Origin of the sequence: Frigoribacterium sp. NPDC087798 (assembly GCF_044742985.1) — a bacterium.
Classification (GTDB): domain Bacteria; phylum Actinomycetota; class Actinomycetes; order Actinomycetales; family Microbacteriaceae; genus Frigoribacterium.
Window position 1 is genome coordinate 256,019 of record NZ_JBIUVP010000003.1, and the last position, 17,314, is coordinate 273,332.

At 72.3% G+C, this 17,314-nt stretch carries 22 protein-coding genes and 1 tRNA gene; 15 read left to right on the top strand and 8 right to left on the bottom strand.

Translation table 11 applies throughout. From position 1 onward, the window contains the following. Positions 1-678, bottom strand: coding sequence for an SDR family NAD(P)-dependent oxidoreductase (locus ACIOSR_RS11055; protein ID WP_402752629.1), 678 nt, complete (start codon positions 676-678; stop codon positions 1-3). Between the two features lie 215 nt (positions 679-893). Here ACIOSR_RS11055 and ACIOSR_RS11060 point away from each other — a divergent pair, with 215 nt between their 5' ends. Together ACIOSR_RS11060 and ACIOSR_RS11065 are read left to right on the top strand one after the other, a co-directional pair. Continuing rightward, on the top strand, positions 894-1,355 hold the full coding sequence (locus ACIOSR_RS11060; protein WP_235452366.1) for a DUF3817 domain-containing protein: 462 nt from the start codon (positions 894-896) through the stop codon (positions 1,353-1,355). Between the two features lie 156 nt (positions 1,356-1,511). Next, complete coding sequence (locus tag ACIOSR_RS11065; protein WP_173154278.1) at positions 1,512-2,357, top strand: tryptophan-rich sensory protein; 846 nt, start codon at positions 1,512-1,514, stop codon at positions 2,355-2,357. Between the two features lie 327 nt (positions 2,358-2,684). Here ACIOSR_RS11065 and ACIOSR_RS11070 read toward each other — a convergent pair whose 3' ends face one another. After that, a complete protein-coding gene (locus tag ACIOSR_RS11070) occupies positions 2,685-3,722 on the bottom strand; it encodes an aldo/keto reductase (RefSeq protein ID WP_056044374.1) in 1,038 nt (345 codons plus the stop codon). Between the two features lie 177 nt (positions 3,723-3,899). Between ACIOSR_RS11070 and ACIOSR_RS11075 the strand changes: the two genes are divergently transcribed. Next, the gene (locus tag ACIOSR_RS11075; protein WP_402752630.1) at positions 3,900-5,039 is read left to right on the top strand and encodes a helix-turn-helix transcriptional regulator; all 1,140 of its coding nucleotides are present in this window, start codon (positions 3,900-3,902) and stop codon (positions 5,037-5,039) included. 347 nt (positions 5,040-5,386) lie between these two features. Here ACIOSR_RS11075 and dcd read toward each other — a convergent pair whose 3' ends face one another. Next, positions 5,387-5,974 carry a dCTP deaminase gene (dcd, locus tag ACIOSR_RS11080; protein WP_056044378.1) on the bottom strand — a complete coding sequence of 196 codons (588 nt, stop codon included), beginning with the start codon at positions 5,972-5,974 and terminating at the stop codon, positions 5,387-5,389. 49 nt (positions 5,975-6,023) lie between these two features. Between dcd and ACIOSR_RS11085 the strand changes: the two genes are divergently transcribed. Further along, positions 6,024-7,004 (top strand): NAD(P)H-quinone oxidoreductase, encoded by a 981-nt coding sequence (locus ACIOSR_RS11085; RefSeq protein WP_402752631.1) that lies wholly within the window; start codon positions 6,024-6,026, stop codon positions 7,002-7,004. Between the two features lie 99 nt (positions 7,005-7,103). On the opposite strand, the gene ACIOSR_RS11090 is transcribed toward ACIOSR_RS11085, so the two are convergent. Genes ACIOSR_RS11090 through ACIOSR_RS11110 form a run of 5 tightly spaced genes read right to left on the bottom strand, consistent with a single transcriptional unit; the run spans position 7,104 to position 9,301 of the window. After that, the gene (locus tag ACIOSR_RS11090; RefSeq protein WP_402752632.1) at positions 7,104-7,709 is read right to left on the bottom strand and encodes a hypothetical protein; all 606 of its coding nucleotides are present in this window, start codon (positions 7,707-7,709) and stop codon (positions 7,104-7,106) included. Then, positions 7,706-8,296 (bottom strand): hypothetical protein, encoded by a 591-nt coding sequence (locus ACIOSR_RS11095; RefSeq protein WP_402752633.1) that lies wholly within the window; start codon positions 8,294-8,296, stop codon positions 7,706-7,708. The genes ACIOSR_RS11090 and ACIOSR_RS11095 overlap by 4 nt, the downstream gene beginning before the upstream one ends. Next, positions 8,293-8,676: a hypothetical protein gene (locus ACIOSR_RS11100; RefSeq protein WP_173154290.1), complete on the bottom strand. Its 384-nt coding sequence runs from the start codon at positions 8,674-8,676 to the stop codon at positions 8,293-8,295. The genes ACIOSR_RS11095 and ACIOSR_RS11100 overlap by 4 nt, the downstream gene beginning before the upstream one ends. Beyond that, entirely contained in the window at positions 8,673-8,864 is a 192-nt protein-coding gene (locus tag ACIOSR_RS11105) for a DUF2273 domain-containing protein (RefSeq protein ID WP_123571013.1), read from the bottom strand. Before ACIOSR_RS11105 ends, ACIOSR_RS11100 begins: the two co-directional genes overlap by 4 nt. Further along, a complete protein-coding gene (locus ACIOSR_RS11110; RefSeq protein ID WP_402752634.1) occupies positions 8,861-9,301 on the bottom strand; it encodes an Asp23/Gls24 family envelope stress response protein in 441 nt (146 codons plus the stop codon). The genes ACIOSR_RS11105 and ACIOSR_RS11110 overlap by 4 nt, the downstream gene beginning before the upstream one ends. A gap of 240 nt (positions 9,302-9,541) precedes the next feature. Between ACIOSR_RS11110 and ACIOSR_RS11115 the strand changes: the two genes are divergently transcribed. The 11 genes from ACIOSR_RS11115 to ACIOSR_RS11165 all read left to right on the top strand — a co-directional run bounded on the left by ACIOSR_RS11115 (position 9,542) and on the right by ACIOSR_RS11165 (position 17,271). Continuing rightward, positions 9,542-10,096 (top strand): RNA polymerase sigma factor, encoded by a 555-nt coding sequence (locus ACIOSR_RS11115; RefSeq protein ID WP_056044391.1) that lies wholly within the window; start codon positions 9,542-9,544, stop codon positions 10,094-10,096. Continuing rightward, complete coding sequence (locus tag ACIOSR_RS11120; protein WP_402752635.1) at positions 10,093-10,830, top strand: Asp23/Gls24 family envelope stress response protein; 738 nt, start codon at positions 10,093-10,095, stop codon at positions 10,828-10,830. The genes ACIOSR_RS11115 and ACIOSR_RS11120 overlap by 4 nt, the downstream gene beginning before the upstream one ends. Then, positions 10,827-11,339, top strand: coding sequence for a hypothetical protein (locus ACIOSR_RS11125; protein ID WP_402752636.1), 513 nt, complete (start codon positions 10,827-10,829; stop codon positions 11,337-11,339). Before ACIOSR_RS11120 ends, ACIOSR_RS11125 begins: the two co-directional genes overlap by 4 nt. A 166-nt stretch (positions 11,340-11,505) precedes the next feature. Next, positions 11,506-11,576 (top strand) — tRNA-Gly (locus tag ACIOSR_RS11130). Between the two features lie 160 nt (positions 11,577-11,736). Beyond that, positions 11,737-12,870, top strand: coding sequence for a DUF6177 family protein (locus ACIOSR_RS11135; protein WP_402752637.1), 1,134 nt, complete (start codon positions 11,737-11,739; stop codon positions 12,868-12,870). Next, positions 12,860-13,252 carry a hypothetical protein gene (locus ACIOSR_RS11140; RefSeq protein WP_402752638.1) on the top strand — a complete coding sequence of 131 codons (393 nt, stop codon included), beginning with the start codon at positions 12,860-12,862 and terminating at the stop codon, positions 13,250-13,252. Before ACIOSR_RS11135 ends, ACIOSR_RS11140 begins: the two co-directional genes overlap by 11 nt. After that, positions 13,249-13,641 carry a DUF6507 family protein gene (locus tag ACIOSR_RS11145; RefSeq protein ID WP_159828199.1) on the top strand — a complete coding sequence of 131 codons (393 nt, stop codon included), beginning with the start codon at positions 13,249-13,251 and terminating at the stop codon, positions 13,639-13,641. Before ACIOSR_RS11140 ends, ACIOSR_RS11145 begins: the two co-directional genes overlap by 4 nt. Next, entirely contained in the window at positions 13,638-15,911 is a 2,274-nt protein-coding gene (locus ACIOSR_RS11150) for a hypothetical protein (RefSeq protein WP_402752639.1), read from the top strand. Before ACIOSR_RS11145 ends, ACIOSR_RS11150 begins: the two co-directional genes overlap by 4 nt. Further along, positions 15,908-16,207 (top strand): hypothetical protein, encoded by a 300-nt coding sequence (locus ACIOSR_RS11155; protein ID WP_402752640.1) that lies wholly within the window; start codon positions 15,908-15,910, stop codon positions 16,205-16,207. Before ACIOSR_RS11150 ends, ACIOSR_RS11155 begins: the two co-directional genes overlap by 4 nt. Positions 16,208-16,312: 105 nt before the next feature. Further along, positions 16,313-16,954 (top strand): hypothetical protein, encoded by a 642-nt coding sequence (locus tag ACIOSR_RS11160; RefSeq protein WP_402752641.1) that lies wholly within the window; start codon positions 16,313-16,315, stop codon positions 16,952-16,954. Positions 16,955-16,986: 32 nt separating this feature from the next. Next, positions 16,987-17,271 (top strand): hypothetical protein, encoded by a 285-nt coding sequence (locus ACIOSR_RS11165; protein ID WP_402752642.1) that lies wholly within the window; start codon positions 16,987-16,989, stop codon positions 17,269-17,271. Positions 17,272-17,314: the final 43 nt, after the last annotated feature.

Genomic DNA, 17,314 nt, shown 5'->3' on the forward strand with positions numbered 1-17,314 from the left:
TCAGGCGGACGTGCCCTTCTCGGGCGCCGTGGTGCGGAAGTCGCCGCGCGTGACGTGCTGCTGCCAGAGCAACTCGGCCAGCGCCTCCGGGCTCTTGTCGCTGCTCTCGGGCTCGATGCCGCCGGGGATGATCAGCTGACCGACGTGGATGCCCTCGCCGGCGAGCTCGTCGTGGAGCAGCTGCGCGTAGGCGGTCAGCCCGGCGAAGGCGATGGACGTGCCCGTCACCTTCGCGCCGGGAGTGACGGCCGAGCCGCCGTTGACGAAGAGGATGGTGCCGCCGCCGTCGGGCAGGAACCGCATGCCGGGAAGCACCTGGTGCACGGCCGCGACCGGCCCGTAGATCGAGAACTCGACCGGACCGACCAGGTCGGCGGGCATGGTCTCGAGCACGGGACGCATGAAGTCCTTCTGCGGCAGCGGGCTGTACTGCATCACCTGGATCGGTCCGAGCTGCTCGGTCGCCTGCTCGAGCGCGGCGGCGATGCTCGCCGGGTCGCGCACGTCGGCGGTGAAGCCCTGGGCCGTGACGCCGTCGGCCTCGAGTTCGGCCGCGAGGGCGTCGAGCCTGCCCTGGTGGCGGGAGATGAGGGCCACGCTGAAGCCCTCCGCGCCGAATCGTCGGGCCACGGCAGCGCCGAGCCCCTTGCCTGCACCGATGATCGCGAGTGTCGTCATGGGACCCATCCAACCGAGGAGGCGCGGGGCGGCACCCAGCCGGAGGGGTACGCGGGCCGCGTGGCCGCGTGGCCGCGTGGCCGGGTCGCCGGGTGGCCGCGAAGAGCGGGCAGGGCCGCGTGGCCGAGTCACCGGGGCGATCGGGCAGGGCCGGCGCTCAGCAGGGGGCTGCGAGCATGGACGCGTCCCCGTCGGCCCCTCACCAGGAGCAGCTCGTGTCGCCTCGCACCCTCTTCCGCTCGTTCGCCGTCGCCGAGGTGGTGACCTGGTCGCTGCTCATCGCGGGCATGATCCTCAAGTACGCGGTGGGGGTCGGCGACTGGCCGGTCAGCGTGGCCGGGCCGATCCACGGCTTCGTGTTCCTCGCGTACCTCGTCGCGGGCGTTGTCGTCGCAGTGAACCAGCGCTGGTCGGGCGGGGTGACCCTGGCCGCCCTCGCCAGCGCCGTCGTGCCGTTCGCCTCGTTGCCCGTCGAGCGCTGGATCGACCGCCGCGGCCTCCTCGCCGGTGCCTGGCGCCGCACGGCGACCGACGACCCGCGGGACCGACGTCCCCTCGACCGCCTGTTGCGCTGGATGCTCGGGCACCTCGTCCTCGCCCTCGTGCTGCTGGTCGTCGCCGTGGTCGTCGTCTTCGTGGTGCTGCTGATCGCGGGGCCGCCCGTGCAGGTGGGCTGACCGCCCGAGCGCACCGCGCCTCCTGGGCTGTGCGCCCGGGCTGCACCTTCCGCACCGCGCCTCCTGGGCTGTGCCGCCCATCCCTCGCCGCCCCTTCCCTGACAATCCTCTTAGCAACTAAGAGATCGACCGGCGGGCACGACTAGCGTCCCCCTCATGAGCACCGACACGAGCACCCGACCCCCTGCCGAGACCGCGACGTCGCGTGACGTCGTCCGCCAGATCGTCGTGGTCGTGACCGCGGTCCTCGCGATCGTGCTGGCCGCCTACGGATCGGGCGCGTTCGGCGGCGTCTCGGTGTCCGACGCGGCGGGCGGGGCCCTGAGCGCGACGGCCACGACGGTCGCCCCGGCGACCACGGCCTTCAGCATCTGGAGCGTCATCTACCTCGGCCTCGTCGCCTACGCGATCTACCAGGCCCTGCCCGGTCAGCGCGCCGTGACCCGACACCGTCGGCTGGGCTACTGGGTCGCGGCCTCGCTGCTGCTCAACGCCGCCTGGCTGTTCGCCGCCGTGCAGCTCGGCAGCGTCTGGCTGGGCGCCGTCGTCATCGTCGCGCTGCTGCTGGTGCTCGCGCGCATCTTCGTCATCCTGTTCCACACCGCGTCGAGCGGGTGGGTCGACGCGGTCGTCACCGACGGCACCCTCGGCCTCTACCTCGGCTGGGTCAGCGTCGCGACGGTCGCCAACATCGCCGCCGGCCTGGTCGACGCGGGCTTCGACGGCTTCGGTTTCGCGGCCGGGTTCTGGTCGTCGGTGGTGCTCGCCGTGGCCGCCCTCGTCGGCGTCGTGCTGGCCTTCGCCGGGCGCGGCCGCCTCGCACCCGCCCTGTCGCTCTCGTGGGGACTCGCCTGGATCGCGGTCGGCCGCCTGACCGGCGAACCCGAGAACGTCGTCGCCGGGGTGGCCGCGATCGTCGCCGCCGCCGTCGTGCTGGTCGTCACGATCGCCGTGCGGGTCGCGCGCGGTCGGGTCGGCGCCACCGCCTCGCTGCAGCGCTGAGCCCCGGCCGCACCGCCCGCACCGCCCCGCACGGCACCGCCCCGCACGGCACCGCCCCGCCCCCGGGCCCCGGGCACGCCGCCACGAAGTAAACGTCCCGCCACAGGATTGCGTGGCGGGACGTTTACTTCGTGGCGGGATGCTGGGTCACGCGTGCCGCTCTACCGCACAGCACCGCGAAATGGTCACGGCGCCAGGAGAAAACCTGGCGCGGTGACCATCTCGCGGTGTCGTGCGGGATGAGCGGCATGGGGGAGGCGGGGGACTGCAGGAGGCGGGGGACTGCAGGAGGCGCGGTGCCCGCAGGAGGCGCGCCGCGCCTCCTGGTCAGCGGCCGCCGGTGATCTTCCGGTCGCGCTGAGCGACGCCCGCCGTGCCGTAGGGGTAGTCGTCGACCCGGGGTGCGCTCGCCGAGGTGAGCCGGGCCACCTCGTCGTCGGTGAGGGCCGCGGCCAGGGCCGACGAACCCAGGTTGTCGTCCAGCTGCTCGACCGTGCGGGCGCCGAGGATCACCGAGGTGACCGCGGGCTGCCGGAGCAGCCAGGCCAGGGCGACCTGCGAGGCCGAGGCGTCGTGCGCCGACGCGATCGAGGTGACCGCGTCGAGGACGGTCCAGGTGCGCTCGTCCGCGTTGCGCGCCTCCCAGGCCTCCATGCCGCGTTTCGGGTCCTCGCCGAGGCGGGTGGCACCGGTGGGCGCCTGGTCGCGGACGTACTTGCCGCTCAACCAGCCGCCGGCCAGCGGCGACCAGGGCAGCAGGCCGATGCCGGCGTCGAGCGAGGCCGGGACGACCTCGTGCTCGATGTCGCGGACGAGCAGGTTGTACTGCGGTTGCAGCGTGACGGGCGGGGCGAACCCGAGGGCCTCGGCCCGGCCGACGGCCTTGGTCACCTGCCACCCGAGGTAGTTCGAGAAGCCGTAGTAGCCGATCTTGCCCGCACTGATGGCGTCGTCGAGGAACCTCAGCGTCTCGTCGATGGGGGTGAGGTGGTCCCAGGCGTGCATCTGGTAGAGGTCGACGTGCTCCACGCCGAGCCGGGTCAGCGAGGCGTCGAGGGCCTTCGCGAGGTGACGACGCGACAGGCCGACGTCGTTGGGCCCGTCACCCATGGGGAAGCGTCCCTTGGTCGCGAGCACGACCTGGTCGGCGTCCGTGGGGTGACTCGCCAGCCACCGGCCGATGATGGTCTCGCTGGTGCCGGCGCTGTAGACGTCGGCGGTGTCGACGAGCGTGCCGCCTCCGGCCACGAAGGCGTCGAGGATGGCGTGCGAGGTCGGTTCGTCGGCTTCGGCGCCGAAGGTCATGGTGCCGAGTGTCAGCTCCGACACCGAGGCTCCACTGTTTCCGAGGGTTCTGTAGTCCATGACCCGACGCTACGCGGGTGCGTGTGGCACCCGACCAGGGGGCGCCGTACCCACCGGATGCGGCGCGCGCCCAGTTCGTCAGGTGGATACTCTCGGGTAGGCCACCCGACACCGACGTCGGGAGGACCACCCGGGACCAACCACCCCGGATCACCGTCCCACCCGAGGGGAACGACCGTGACGTCCACACCGCAGGCGGCCTCACCAGTCGCCGGATCAGCTGCACTCCGCACCACGCCCACGAACACCGCGCCGACGCACACCGCGCCGACGAACACTTCGCCCACGAACACCGCGCCGACCGACACCACCACCGATCCGACCGCGGCGCCCCCCAGGGCGCAGACCTTCGAGGCGCTCGTCGACCCGCGGGTCCGCAGCGTCTCGACCACGGATCGCGAGGTCGCGCACGCGCTGATCCGCAAGAACTACAAGATCACGCGCCTCGAAGGCGAGGGCCCCGAACCGTTCACCTACAGTCGCGCCGTCTCCGGCGACACGCGCTTCGCCCTCTGTCGCTTCGAGTACCGGCGGGGACGCCTGCTGTCCGAGAGCGATCCGACCGGGTTCCTCGTCGCCGGCGGCGTGATGGCCGGCCGGTTGTCGCTGCGGACCCGCGACCACGAGCTCAGGGTCGAGCCGGGCGCGCCGTTCTCGTTCCCGTCGCACGACGCCAAGGTCATGCTGTCGTACGACCTCGTGCTCGGGCAGGTAATGCTCGACCGCACCGCCGTCGAACGCGAGCTGGAGGCCATGCGGCTCACCGCCCCCGGGGGGCTCCGGTCGACCGCGGCCGAGGCGGTCTCGCCCTCGCTCGGCCGCTACTGGTCCGACCTCGTCCGGCACGTGCACGAGCACGTCATCCGCAACGACGCCGCCATGGCCAGTCAGCTGGTGCGGGGCTCGGCGTTCCGGTCGCTCGTGGCCGCCTACCTCGAGGCCTTCGAGACGAACGTGGTCGGCGTCGGCGGTGCCGACGGCCTCTCGCCGCTGCCGTCGACCGTGCGTCGGGCTCGCGACTACATCGAGCAGCACGCGCACGACGACATCGGCGTCGTCGAGATCGCCGAGGCGGCTCGGGTGACCCCCCGCGCCCTGCAGCTGGCGTTCCGTCGCCACCTCGACTCGACGCCCATGGCCGAACTGCGGCGGGCGCGGCTGCGCGGCGCGCACGGGGACCTCGTCATGGCTGATCCGACCCTCGGCCACACCGTCGCGGGCGTGGCGCTCAGCTGGGGTTTCGCCCACGCGGGCCGCTTCGCGGCCCAGTACACGGCCGAGTTCGGGCGGTCACCCCGCGACACCCTCGAAGGGTGACGGGTGACTTTTTGCCACCGCTTCGCAAGCTGAGCTTTCATTTCGTTTTTCGGACATTGCCGGGTTTGCCGGAGGAGCGGAGAGCCGCAGAATGAATTGGCCTCGCGGTGAAAGGTTCAGGACCGCGAGTCACAGCGCACGAGATCGACGTCGGGTTTCTCTCGTGTCGCCGGGGTGCGGAGGGAGTCGGGTTCCTTCCGCACCCCTTTCTCGTCTCCGGAGGGGGCGACCGTCGGGGACGCGGCCCGCGCCTCCTGCGTTCTCGACGAGCGCGGCGCGAACGCGCGGCGCCGACGCGGGGCCAGCGCGGCGCGAACGCACCGCGATCGGTCGCGAGCGCGCAGCGGTCAGTCGCGGGCGGAGACGTCCGTGTGCACGAAGCCCTGGAAGGACCGGCTGGCGGTCGGACCACGCTGGCCCTGGTAGCGCGAGCCGTACTCGGACGAGCCGTAGGGGTGCTCGGCGGGTGAGCTGAGCTTGAAGAAGCAGAGCTGGCCGATCTTCATGCCGGGCCAGAGCTTGATCGGCAGGGTGGCGACGTTCGACAGCTCGAGCGTGACGTGCCCGCCGAAGCCGGGGTCGATGAAGCCCGCGGTCGAGTGGGTCAGCAGGCCGAGGCGCCCGAGCGAGCTCTTGCCCTCGAGGCGGGCCGCGACGTCGTCGGGCAGGGTGACGAACTCGTAGGTGCTGCCCAGCACGAACTCGCCCGGGTGCAGGATGAACGGCTCGTCGGCCTTCGCCTCGACCAGGCGGGTCAATTCGGGCTGGTCCTCGGCCGGGTCGATGAACGGGTACTTGTGGTTGTCGAAGAGCCGGAACAACCGGTCGAGCCGCACGTCGATGCTCGACGGCTGGATCAGCGTCGGGTCGTAGGGGTCGAGGCCGATTCGGCCGGCGTCGAGTTCGAGCTTGATGTCGCGGTCGGAGAGCAGCACGCGACAAGACTAGTCAGCGCGTGCCGGGCCACGGGGGGAGGATGGACGCATGCGTGCCATCACCGTCCCCGTGCCCGGAGGGCCCTCCGCCCTCGTCGTCTCCGAGGTCGCCGAGCCGGTGCCCGGCCCCCGCGAGGTCGTGATCGACGTCGCCGCCGCGGGCGTCAACCGCGCCGACGTCAACCAGCGGGAGGGGCACTACCCGTCGCCCGCCGGGGCGCCCGGCTGGCCCGGGCTCGAGGTCAGCGGCACCGTCGTCGCGACCGGCGAGCACGTCACCGCCGCGGCCGTCGGCGACTACGTCGTGGCCCTGCTGCCGGGCGGTGGTTACGCCGACCGCGTGCAGGTCGACGAGGGCCTTGTGCTGCCCCTGCCGCGCGGCGTCGACCTCGTCGAGGCGGCGGGCCTGCCCGAGGCCGTCGCGACCGTCTGGTCGAACGTCTTCATGAGCGCCGGGCTGAAGCCGGGCGAGACCCTGCTCGTGCACGGTGGCGCCAGCGGCGTCGGCTCGATCGCGATCCAGATGGCCGTGGCGCTCGGCTCGACCGTCTACGCCACCGCCGGGACGGCCGACAAGACGTCGTTCTGCGAACAGCTCGGCGCCGCGCGCGGCATCGACTACAAGACCGAGGACTTCGTCGCGGTCGTCGACGAGCTGACCGAGGGCCGCGGCGTCGACGTCGTGCTCGACCTGGTCGGTGGCGACTACATCGCCCGCGACGTCGAGGCGCTCGCCGTGAACGGCCGGGTCATGGTGATCGCCGTGCAGGGCGGCCCGTCGGCCACGATCGACCTGTCGCGCCTGATGGCCAAGCGCGGTCGGGTCTGGGCCACCACGCTGCGCGCCCGCCCCCTCGACGAACGCCGCGCGATCATGGCCGAGGTGCGCGAGCACGTCTGGCCGCTGGTCGAGGCCGGGTCGGTGCGACCGGTGCTCGACAGCGTCTACCCGCTCGAGTTCGTCGCCACGGCCCACAAGCGCATGGAGTCCGGCGGGCACAGCGGCAAGATCCTGCTCGCCGTCCGCTGAGGCCCGGCCGGACCGAAGAGGCGCGGGTCGCAGAGCCGAGGAGGCGCAGGTCGCCGAGCCGAGGAGGCGCGGGTTGGTGAGCCGAGGAGGCGCGGGTCGTCAGGCCACGCGGCTGTCGGCCCCCTTGCGCACGGCCGAGGCGCCGGTGATCTCGACGAGCACGGGCACCGTCTCGCCCAGCACGCGGTCGAGCCCGCGGGCGACGTCGGACGCCGCCGCGACCACGGGCGCCGGGGACGATCCCGCGGTCAGCCGCACCCGCACCTTGAGGGCGGGCCGACCTGCGACCGTCCACGCCGAGACGCCCACCGAGGCCACGTCGCGGCGGTCGCGGAGCGCGCCGGTGATCGCGGTGTCGGCGAACGAGCTCGACACGGCGATCGAGCCGGCCGGGTCGTCCTGGACGACGACGCTGTCGGTGCGACCGTGCCCGTGGCCGGGGATCGCGACGACGAAGACGATGACGAGCAACAGGCAGAGCAGGGCGAGGGCCACCGGCAGCCAGCTGCCGCCCGTCGCACCGGACGGGTCGATCGGCGTCGCCGCCACGGCGTCGTCGAGGGCCGACGACGCGGGCGACAGCAGGTCGCGCAGGACGCCGCCGCCGGGCAGGGCGACGATCACGAGGAACGCCCCGACGGCCAGGGCGACGAGGCCGACGACGAACAGGAGGAGGCGGTTCGCGAACCGGTTGCTCGAGGTCATGCGCCGACCCTCCCCGTGTCGGTCGTGCGGACGCGAGCCGTGAGCTCGGGCCGGTAGGCGACCGACCCGAGTTCGGAACGGGTGGCGGCCTCGACCGACTGCTCGTCGACCGCGAGGCCGGACGCGGGCGTCAGGTCGATCTGGGCCCGACGACGGGACACCCACGCCGAGACCTGCTGGTCCGTGAGGCGCCCCGAGACACGGGCGGCCCGGGCGAGCGAGGACGCGATGACCCGGTCGTCGACGACCACCGCCACGCGGTCGTCGTCGATGGTGTGGCGTCCGCGACGGCCGGGCGTCACGGCGAGGCCGATCAGGACGAGGCCCACGACCGCCGCGACGACGCCGGCGCCGAGCACGAGGCCCGAGGTGCCGCCGCCGTCGACCGACGACGTCAGCGTCGCGAGGACGTCGACCGGGGAGAAGAGCAGGGCCCGTCGACCGAGCGCGGCGTAGACGGCCTCCACGCCGACGTACCCGACGACGAGCGTGAGCAGCACGAGCACGACGACCGCGCTGCCCGAGCGCGAGGAGTGCTGCTCGCGTCGGAGGACGCGGCGGTACAGGCCGGGGTCGATCCCGCTCACGAGGTGCGCCCCGTCCGGTCGGTGCGGCTGCCGCTGACGGTGACGTCGACGCGGGACACGGTGCGCCCCGCGAGTTCGGAGAGCCGACGGGTCAGGGTGGACTGGAGGTCTCGGACGACGGCGACGACCCCGCCCTCGGGCATGGTCGCGGCCTCCGAGAGCATCGGGACGCGGACCGGCGTCGAGACGCGCAGGGCGAGGCGACCGGCGTCGTCCTCGGCCAGGACGCGGACGTCCGCCCGACGCACGTGGAGGGTCTCGGCGACGACGGCCACCGCCACCTTCTGCAGCACCTTGGCGGGGATGCCGACGTGCCCCGCGACGACGTGCCCCGCGACGACGCGTCCCGTCTCGGCGAGATCCGTGCCGGCGGTGGTCATGACGACGAGCGCCGTCCGCGCAGGGCGTCCAGCAGTCCGGCCACGTCGGTCCTGCCCGAGACGATGCGCCCGACGAGCGCGCCGACGGCGATGAAGACCGCGACGAGCACGAAGCCCCAGAACCCGAAGGCCAGGGCCGAGACGGCGAGCACGGCGCCGACGGCCATGCCCGTGGTGGTGGCGGTCACGAGACGCGGCTCTCGCGGGTGGAGTCGGCGTCGGCGTCGTCGTCGCCGGGGATGTGGACGTCGACGATCGCGACGTTCACCTCGGCGACCTCCATGCCGACGAGCTGCTCGATCGCCCCGGCCACCGCGGCACGCACCTGTTCGGCCACCGTGTGCAGGGGGGCCGGGTACGCGACGACGATCGTGACGTCGGCGGCGACCTGGGTCTCGCCGACCTCGACGCGCACGCCCTGACCGAGGTCGGTCGTGCCGATGACGTCCCGAAGGGCGCCGAACGCCCGTGCGGTGCCGCCACCGAGGGCGAAGACGCCGGGCACCTCGCGGGCGGCGATGCCGGCGATCGTGGCGACGACGCCGTCGGCGACCACCGTCCTGCCGGGCACCCCGACGGTGCCTCTCGGGACGGTGCTCGTCGGGGTCTCGTCGGTGGTGGCCATCGGTGTCTCCTTCTGATCGGACGATGTGCGACGGGTCGGCGTCGCCCCTCGGTCTTACCCGACGAGCCGCCGACGAGTCCGGGAACGGTCGTCCCGCGCGCACCGATTCCGGTGTATCCAGGGATGAGACGCCTTCCGTGGCCCGAACGTCACGGAATGCGTCACCATTCATCCACGGGTCGTGACCCGCGCCTCCTCGTCCTGGGGGCCCGGGCGGACGCAGCAGCAGAGGAGGCGGACATGGCGGCGGACCTGACCGAGGCCACCGACGCTGTCCTCGCGTCGCGTGCCGCCGAGGGCGACGAGCGGGCCTTCGAGGTGCTGCTCCGACGCCATCTGGGGCTGATGACGGCGTACGCCACCCGGCTGACCGGTTCACGAGCCGACGCGACCGACGCGGTGCAGGAGGCGTCCATCACGATCTGGCGCGAACTGCCGACGCTGCAGACGCCCGCGGCGGTCAAGGGCTGGATGATGCGCATCGTGTCGCGGAAGGCCTTCGACCTGATCCGGTCGCGCCGCCTCACCGACGACGTCGACGACCTCGAGCTGCCGGCGGCGACGCCCACGACCGATCCGGAACGCCGGGCGTCGTCGAACGACGCCATGGAGGCGCTGCGTGCGGCGCTCGCGCGGCTCCCGGCCAGCCAACGGCAGGTGTGGGCGCTGCGCGAGGTCGGTGGCGAGTCGTACACCGAGATCGCCGAACGGACCGGCACCACCGTGACCGCGGTCCGGGGGCAACTGGCCCGGGCCCGAGAGACCCTGACCCGCGAGATGGAGGCCTGGCGATGAGTGACCGTCCTCACGGCACCGACCACGCCCACGAAGACCCGACCCCGCCCGACGTGCCCGTCGCCCTGGACGAGTCCGTCGACCCGGGTGGGTCCGTCGACCCGGGTGCGCCTGGCGACCCGGGTGCGCCTGGCGGCGCCGACCCGTCGCCCGACGAGCTCGTCGACGGCATCGACGACGGGGTCTCGCCCGAGCGTCTCGTCGACTACCTCGACGCCGGTCGGCAGCCCTACGACCCCGAGATCGAGGAGTCACCCGAGGCCCGGGCCCAGCTCGCCGCCCTCGAACGCCTCCGGGCGATGGGGGCCCGACTGCTCGAGTCCGACGCCGCGGCGAGCCCCGCACCGGACCCGAGCTGGATCTCGGGCGTGATGGACCGCGTGCGCCTCGAGTCGCGGGCCGGGAGGCAGATCCCGCTCGCCTCGATCGACGAGCGTTCCACCCTGCACATCACCGAGGGCGCCGTGAGGTCACTCATCCGCGAGGCGGGCGACGGCGTCGACGGAGCCATGGTCATCTCGTGCACGATCCACGGCGACGTCAGCGTGCCCGGTGCGCTCGTCCGGGTCGAGGTCGTCGTCAGCGGCCTGTTCGGCGAACCGCTGCCCGCGCTCGCCGAGGCGGTCAAGTCGGCGGTGTCGTCGAGCCTGTCCCGTCAGACCGAACTGACCCTCGAGAGCGTCGACGTGGTCGTCGACGACGTCCACCTGCAGAGCGAAGGAGGCGCGGCGTGAGCGACGACGACGGCCTGCGGGCCCCGATCAGCCCGGCCGACCTGTCCCTGCTCGCCGCCGAGCTCGGCGAGATCGCGGCGTCGGTCGACGGCGTCGTGCACGTCCGGGCCCGGCCCGGATTCGGCAGCGTCGTCCGCTCGGCCCTCCAGGGGTTGAGCGCCGTCGTCGGTGGCGGAGGGGTCGTGGGCTCGACCGTGCAGAGCGACGCCTCGATCGCCGGAGCCACGTCGGTCGACCCGGGCGTTCCCGCCTCCGACATCCCCGACGCCGAGCGCGCCGACCCGGCCTCCGCCGAGGCCGCCGCCCCCGGCCGACCCGTGCCCCTCGTCGGCATCGCCGTGGCCGACCTCGAGACCCGCATCACCCTCGACATCGCGGTCGACGAGAGCGGCTCCGGCCCGCTCGTGGCCCGTGCGGTCGCCCAGGCGCTGCTCGACCGCGTGATCGGGGAGCCCGTTCCGCCGGCATCGGTCGACCTGCGCATCGTCTCGGTCGCGACGGGAGGCTGAGCGCGCCTCCTGCCGGTGGTGCGCGGAGTCGCACCGCCTGATTGACGTCGCACCGCGGAACGCGGCGGTGCGATGTCCGTTCGGCGGTGCCACACGCTCGGCAGGGTGGAGGGAGCACGGGAGGCGCGGGCCGCTATAGTGGTCTGACGCGCCTCCGAGGCGCCGCGCGAGTGTAGTTCAATGGTAGAACTTCAGCTTCCCAAGCTGATAGCGCGGGTTCGATTCCCGTCACTCGCTCTCTTCTTCTCTGAGGTGACGGCCGGGCTGACGGCCTGGTCACCACCGCCGTCAGGTCTCTTCCCACGTCATCGGGGTACGGGCTCGTGGGGCGTTCGGCCGACGGCGGCCGGGAGCGCCGCCCCCGTACGATGGTCGTCGCCGCTACCGGGGGGAAGCCATGACCGACGATGCCACGACGACCGTCTCGTTGCTGCACCCGATGCTCGACACGCACGGGCCCGGCTGGGTCGAGTCGCGGTCGAGCAAGCCCGTCGTCGGGGTGTCCAGCGGCCTCTCGGCCCTGTTCGTCGACTGTGCCGGGCCGGGCACCCGCGTCGCCCTCGTCACCGATCCCGCATCGCGGCTCACGTACTCGCTGTTCCACCTGCTCGACGTGCTCGGCGGGGTCTGGCTGACCCGCGCCTCCGACGGTTCGCTGCGTCGGGCGGTCACGCTCGAGCCGGTGCGCTCACCGGCCCACGGCCTCGGGGTGACCGAGGACGGCTACCCCCTGCCGCAGGACGAGGCGCCGTCGTCGGTCCGGCTCGACGAGGGACGCACCGTCGACCCCGACGCCGTCCCGTGGACGCAGCTCGCCGTCGTCACCCACCACCGGGCGCGGGCCGAGGCCCGACTCGGCGGAACGCTCGAACGACTCGTCGAGGCGCTCGCGCCCGGCACGCGCACCCTGTGGGGGACGACCGAACCGGCCACGACGGCCTGGGACCGGGACTTCTTCACGGCCGCCGCGCGCAGCCGCATGCCCTCCGAGACGCGGTTCCACGTGGCCGGCGGTGACGCCTCCGGGCCGAGGTGCCGGGGCTGGGTGCGCGTCGCCCGTAGCGACGACGGGGTGATCGAGGAGACCCGCATCGTCGTGACCGGAGCCGTCGCGCCGGGCGTCGTCGCGGACGCGCTCGCCGACGTGGCCGGTCGACAGCAGGTCCTCCTGGCCACGGCGTGGTCGATGTCCGGCCGGGCCGACGGGACGGTGTCCGCCCACGACCGGGTCGCACCGCAACCGCTCGCCGCCGTCGTCGGGGCGCGGAGCGTGCGGGGCATGCAGCTGGACGTCGAGGGCCTGGTCCGTCGGGTCGGCGGACGGGTGCTCGGGTCGTCGCGGACGCCGTCGGTGCTCGTGTCGTTCGACGAGGGGCCGGCCGGTGACGCCGAGGTCGGTGCTGGTGCTGGTGCTGTCGACGGTGCCGCGGCCGCAGCCCGTTGGCACCGCTTCGCCGACGCGGTCGAGGTCGTCGGCGCCGACGAGATCCTCGCCGCGATGACCCCGCCGGGGGTGCACCGTGCCTCGTGAGTACACCGTGGTGACGCCCGAGCCCGTGACCGCCGTCGACGGTGCCCGCGCAGCCGCCGAGATCGACCCGTACCTCGGGCTGGGCAAGCTCTGGAACGGCGGCGGGCTGCAGATCGCGACCGACGACGGGCTCGTGCTGGCGATCGTGCGCAGCACCTACGTCGAGGACCCGGCCGACGCCTCCGTCCTGCTCGGGGTCGACGTCGAGGCGGGCAGCTGGCTGACCGAGGCCTACGCGCCGGGGACCGACCCGGTGTCCGACGCGGTCGTGCAGGCGCTCGTCCGCAACACCGGGGGGCGCGTCGTGGTCGAGGCGGTCCCGGGTGGGCCGAGGCCCGCGACGGCTGCGCCCGCGACGACCGACGAAGGGGCACGCTCATGAGCTCGTGGTCGATCTCGCCCAGCGGGGTGCAGTCGGTCCTCGCCGAGGTCCAGGTCTCGGCCGGTGACCTCGGCACCGCGGCCGGAGGCCTGGAGACCGGTCACGAAGAGCTGAGCGGCGGTGTCGGCGACCTCCTCGTGGGCGTGGCCAACGCGGTGCTGGGGCTGATCGAGTCCGAGGCGACGACCCTCACGTCGGTCGTGAACCGCATCGAGTCGTGCGGCACCGGTGCCGCCGAGGCGACCATCGCCTACGTCGCGGGCGACGAGGAGATGGCGGCGAACGCTCAATCCGCCGCCGTGACGGCGGCCGCCGAGGCACCCGCTCTGGCGAGCGAGCAGAGCGCCGCCGGCATCCCGCCCGTCTCGACCCCGGGGGTGCCCCGATGAGCCCCTCGCTGATCGTCCCCGGTGCGATCCCCGGCGTCACCATCGACCCGGCGGCGATCTCGACGTCCGCCGCCACCTTCCGCAGCACGGCGACCGCCATCGCCGAGAAGGGTGCGGGCGTCGTCACCTCCTGGTCCGGGCTGTCGGGCGTCTACGCGGCGCCCGAGGCCGAGCAGTTGTTCGTCGCCATGGACCCGGTCGGCACGAGCACGCAGACCCTCGGTGACACGTTCGGCCAGGTCGCGACGTTGCTCGACGACCTCGCCACGGCTGTCGCCGCGCCCGTCGCCCGGCTCAAGGAGCTCGTCACCGAGGCCGAGGCCTTCACCGCCGAGGTGTCCGGCGGCGTCACCTACAGCACCCAGAGCTACAACTCGTACATCTCGAGCGGGCCCGACGAGACCACGGTCGAGTGGTACGACCACATCCCCTCGCGCAACCGCAACGACGAGTTGCTCGGCGAGGTGAACGCCGAGGTCGCCAAGATCGACGCGGCCCGAGCCGAGTGCGAGAACGGCATCAACGCGTTGCGCACCGACCCGATGTGCTTCCCCGAGCAGGTCGGCCTGTCGGCCGAGCAGCTCGACTCGATGAAGGACCTGCCCTACGGCGCCCCGGGCGACCCGCACAAGACCTGTTCCGAGTCGATGGGCACGGGTCTCGGCATGTTCATCGCCGAGGCGGCCTACGGCGCCGGTGCCCTGGTGGGTTGGGACATCCAGGGCGGCACGGGCGTCACCAGAGAGTTCGGCCTGCAGGCCTGGAGTGGCCTGCTGCAGGGGCTCGGGGCCATCGCGATCACGAGTCCGGCGACGATCGCGCTGGCGTACGCACCTCCCGGCACGGTGCCGGCGGCCGCCCAGCCGGCCGTCGACTGGTACCGCACCACGATCGAGGGCGTCACGCAGGGCATCGTGGGCACGCCCGAGATGTACGACGAGGACCCGGTCGCGGCCGGCACCTACGCCACCCTCGGCGTGGCCTCGTTCTTCGTCCCGGTCGGAGGCGCAGCCGTCGGCGGGACGAAGGCGGCGACGGGCCTCGCACGGCTCGGTGGCGCCGCGGAACGAGCTGCGCTCCGTGCCCCCGAAGGTTCCCTGTCGCGCATCGGCCTGACGCACGCGGGTCACGCCCTGAACGCCATGTCGGAGACCACGCGTCTGTTGACCGGAGGGCACGGCGAGGCCGGTCGCGGGCCGGACGCCGCGCCCTCGCGGTTCGACGAGCAACTCACCCGCCTCGACGACGTCGTCGGCGTCCGCGCCGACGGCCTCGCGCCACCGCCCACCCGCGTCGACGGCCCCGACACGACGCCCGGGCCGGTCCGTGGTGACGACGCGTCCGCCCCGCCCGTCCGTGACGAGGCGTCGGCCCCGCCCGTCCGTGACGAGGCGTCGGCCCCGCCCGTCCGCGACGACGCGTCGGCCCCGCCCGTCCGCGACGACACGTCCGCCCCGCCGGTCCGCGAGGACGCAGGAGGCGCGGGTCACGTCGACGACGCGTCCGCCCCTCCCGTCCGTGACGACGCAGGAGGCGCGGGTCACGCCGACGACACCCCCGCGGCCGACCAGCCCGGCCACGCCGACGGCGATGCCGGAACGGGTGGCTCGGGCGGCGACGCCCCCGGCTCGAGTGGCACATCCACACCGAGCGCCGTGGATCGAAGCGGAATGACTCGGGAGCAACTCGCGAACTACCTGGACGTGATCAACCGAGAGGCCGCCAAAGAGTTCCGTGAGGGCGGTGCATGGCCCGCCGACCAGCGTGTCCCCGCCGACGTTCGATTCCTCGGCACAGACGGCAAGGTCGACTGGACGGACATCCCTTGGAAAGGATTCGCGGTCGACGAGAACAAGGTCGCCATCGTCGAGGTCGATCCGCACATCCCTGACGGCACCTTGTTCGACAGGGCGGGGTCGGCCGATGGCGTCTTCGTCTCACCTGTCCCTGACAGTGGCGTTCCGTTCACGCACGAGCAGCGGGCGACGCCTTGGGTGCCCGATCCCGCCATCGAGCACGTCTATAGGACGAAGGGTGACCTCGGAGACATCCGCGGTGCCTACGACCGAAGCGATGCCCTGACCCGCGAGCGGTTCGACCTGTCGATGTCGGACCATCGGAAGACCTGGGACGACATGCATCTCATGCGCGGGCCCATTGCTCCCGGGTTCGGGCAGAGTGGTGGCGGGGTCCAGCTCCTGCTCCCCATGAGCGTCCAGGACTTCCTGCGTCTTGGACTGGTCGAAGAAGTGAAGGTGCCGTCCGCATGAGCAGCATGGAATCCCTGGAGTCGCAGGTGCAGGCCCTCGGGCTCGGTCATCTCAATTACGTGATCGGTGATCCTGAGGCGAGCAAACCTTATGCCCTCGTCATCGCCAAGAAGGCTGAGATCTGGACCACGTTCTACGTCGATGAGCGAGGACTCGTCGAGGAGCAGAGCGTTCGGACTTACGGTGATCAGGAGGCAGCGAGCGCGGATTTCATTCGCCTCTTGCGAAACATGGCACGAATCGCGGAGATCGATGCCGAGCTGGCAGCCCGCCGCCGGGCCGCTGGGCAGAGTTGACGAGTTGGTCCAGTGGCCGGAGCGCCGTTCGTCATGCGTGGGCGGGACGGAAGACGCCGGACGTCGACGAGATCGGACGACACTGAAGTCCCCGAAGCGCGCGACGTGAACGAACTCCGAGCAGAAGTGGAAGCGGCCGGTTTCGGGCATCTGAACTTCCTGATCGGCGACACCTTGCTACGCGTTCCGGGTGCGCAGGTGGTCGGGCAGATCGACGGGGTGTGGGTGACCTTCTTGCGCGACGAACGAGGGGTCGTGGAAGAGCGGACACTCGTCGAGCATCCGGATGAACGCTCTGCCGTGACGGAGTTCATGTCGCAGCTGCGGAACCTCGCCCGATTGGAGGAGCTGCGGGCCGTCCTCGAGGCTGAGAGTCTCCTTCGCTTGGACCACGTCATCGATGGTGACTACACGGGAGGATCAACCGCCTCCTCGAGGAGATCCATGACTGATGGCGACTCGAACACTTCGGCCTCGTTGCCGAACCGCGTGAATCAACTCGGGCTCGGGCACCTGAACTTTCTGATCGGTGACGCGGAGACACAGCGTCCATCCGCACTCGTCATCGCCCAGGGCGAAGATGGCTGGAGCACCTTCGTCAGGGATGAAAGAGGGCTGACCAGGGCCAAGAGCGTCCGGACGTATCCGGACGAGCGGTCGGCAGTCGAGGGGTTCCTCGTTCTGCTCGACGGTATCGCGCTCGTCAAGCGGCTTCGTTCCGAGGCCGCGGCTGAGAAGGACGTCTAGCCGGTGCTCGAGGGCTGATGAGTAGGACCGACGTGGACGGACTGAGAGCAGAAGTGGAAGCGGCCGGGCTCGGGCACCTCGGTTTCCTCATCGGCAACACGTCGCTGCCCGTCCCCGGCGCGCACGTGATCGGGCAGATCGACGGGGTGTGGGTGACCTTCTTGCGCGACGAACGAGGTGTCGTCGAAGAGCGGACACTCGTCGAGTATCCGGATGAACGCTCTGCCGTGACGGACTTCATGTCCCAGTTGCAGAACGTCGCCCGGTTGAAGGAGTTGGAGGCCCTCCTCGACAAGGGCCTGGAGCCCCATGACTGAGCGTGCCCGGCGAGAAGGAGCGGACGTCGTGCAGCCATGTGAC

Excerpts from the sequence above, each read along its gene's own strand:
- ACIOSR_RS11055 (WP_402752629.1), bottom strand. The coding sequence starts at position 678 with ATGACGACACTCGCGATCATCGGTGCAGGCAAGGGGCTCGGCGCTGCC.
- ACIOSR_RS11065 (WP_173154278.1), top strand. The coding sequence starts at position 1,512 with ATGAGCACCGACACGAGCACCCGACCCCCTGCCGAGACCGCGACGTCG.
- ACIOSR_RS11070 (WP_056044374.1), bottom strand. The coding sequence starts at position 3,722 with ATGGACTACAGAACCCTCGGAAACAGTGGAGCCTCGGTGTCGGAGCTG.
- ACIOSR_RS11085 (WP_402752631.1), top strand. The coding sequence starts at position 6,024 with ATGCGTGCCATCACCGTCCCCGTGCCCGGAGGGCCCTCCGCCCTCGTC.
- ACIOSR_RS11090 (WP_402752632.1), bottom strand. The coding sequence starts at position 7,709 with ATGACCTCGAGCAACCGGTTCGCGAACCGCCTCCTCCTGTTCGTCGTC.
- ACIOSR_RS11100 (WP_173154290.1), bottom strand. The coding sequence starts at position 8,676 with ATGACCACCGCCGGCACGGATCTCGCCGAGACGGGACGCGTCGTCGCG.
- ACIOSR_RS11110 (WP_402752634.1), bottom strand. The coding sequence starts at position 9,301 with ATGGCCACCACCGACGAGACCCCGACGAGCACCGTCCCGAGAGGCACC.
- ACIOSR_RS11115 (WP_056044391.1), top strand. The coding sequence starts at position 9,542 with ATGGCGGCGGACCTGACCGAGGCCACCGACGCTGTCCTCGCGTCGCGT.
- ACIOSR_RS11120 (WP_402752635.1), top strand. The coding sequence starts at position 10,093 with ATGAGTGACCGTCCTCACGGCACCGACCACGCCCACGAAGACCCGACC.
- ACIOSR_RS11135 (WP_402752637.1), top strand. The coding sequence starts at position 11,737 with ATGACCGACGATGCCACGACGACCGTCTCGTTGCTGCACCCGATGCTC.
- ACIOSR_RS11145 (WP_159828199.1), top strand. The coding sequence starts at position 13,249 with ATGAGCTCGTGGTCGATCTCGCCCAGCGGGGTGCAGTCGGTCCTCGCC.
- ACIOSR_RS11150 (WP_402752639.1), top strand. The coding sequence starts at position 13,638 with ATGAGCCCCTCGCTGATCGTCCCCGGTGCGATCCCCGGCGTCACCATC.
- ACIOSR_RS11155 (WP_402752640.1), top strand. The coding sequence starts at position 15,908 with ATGAGCAGCATGGAATCCCTGGAGTCGCAGGTGCAGGCCCTCGGGCTC.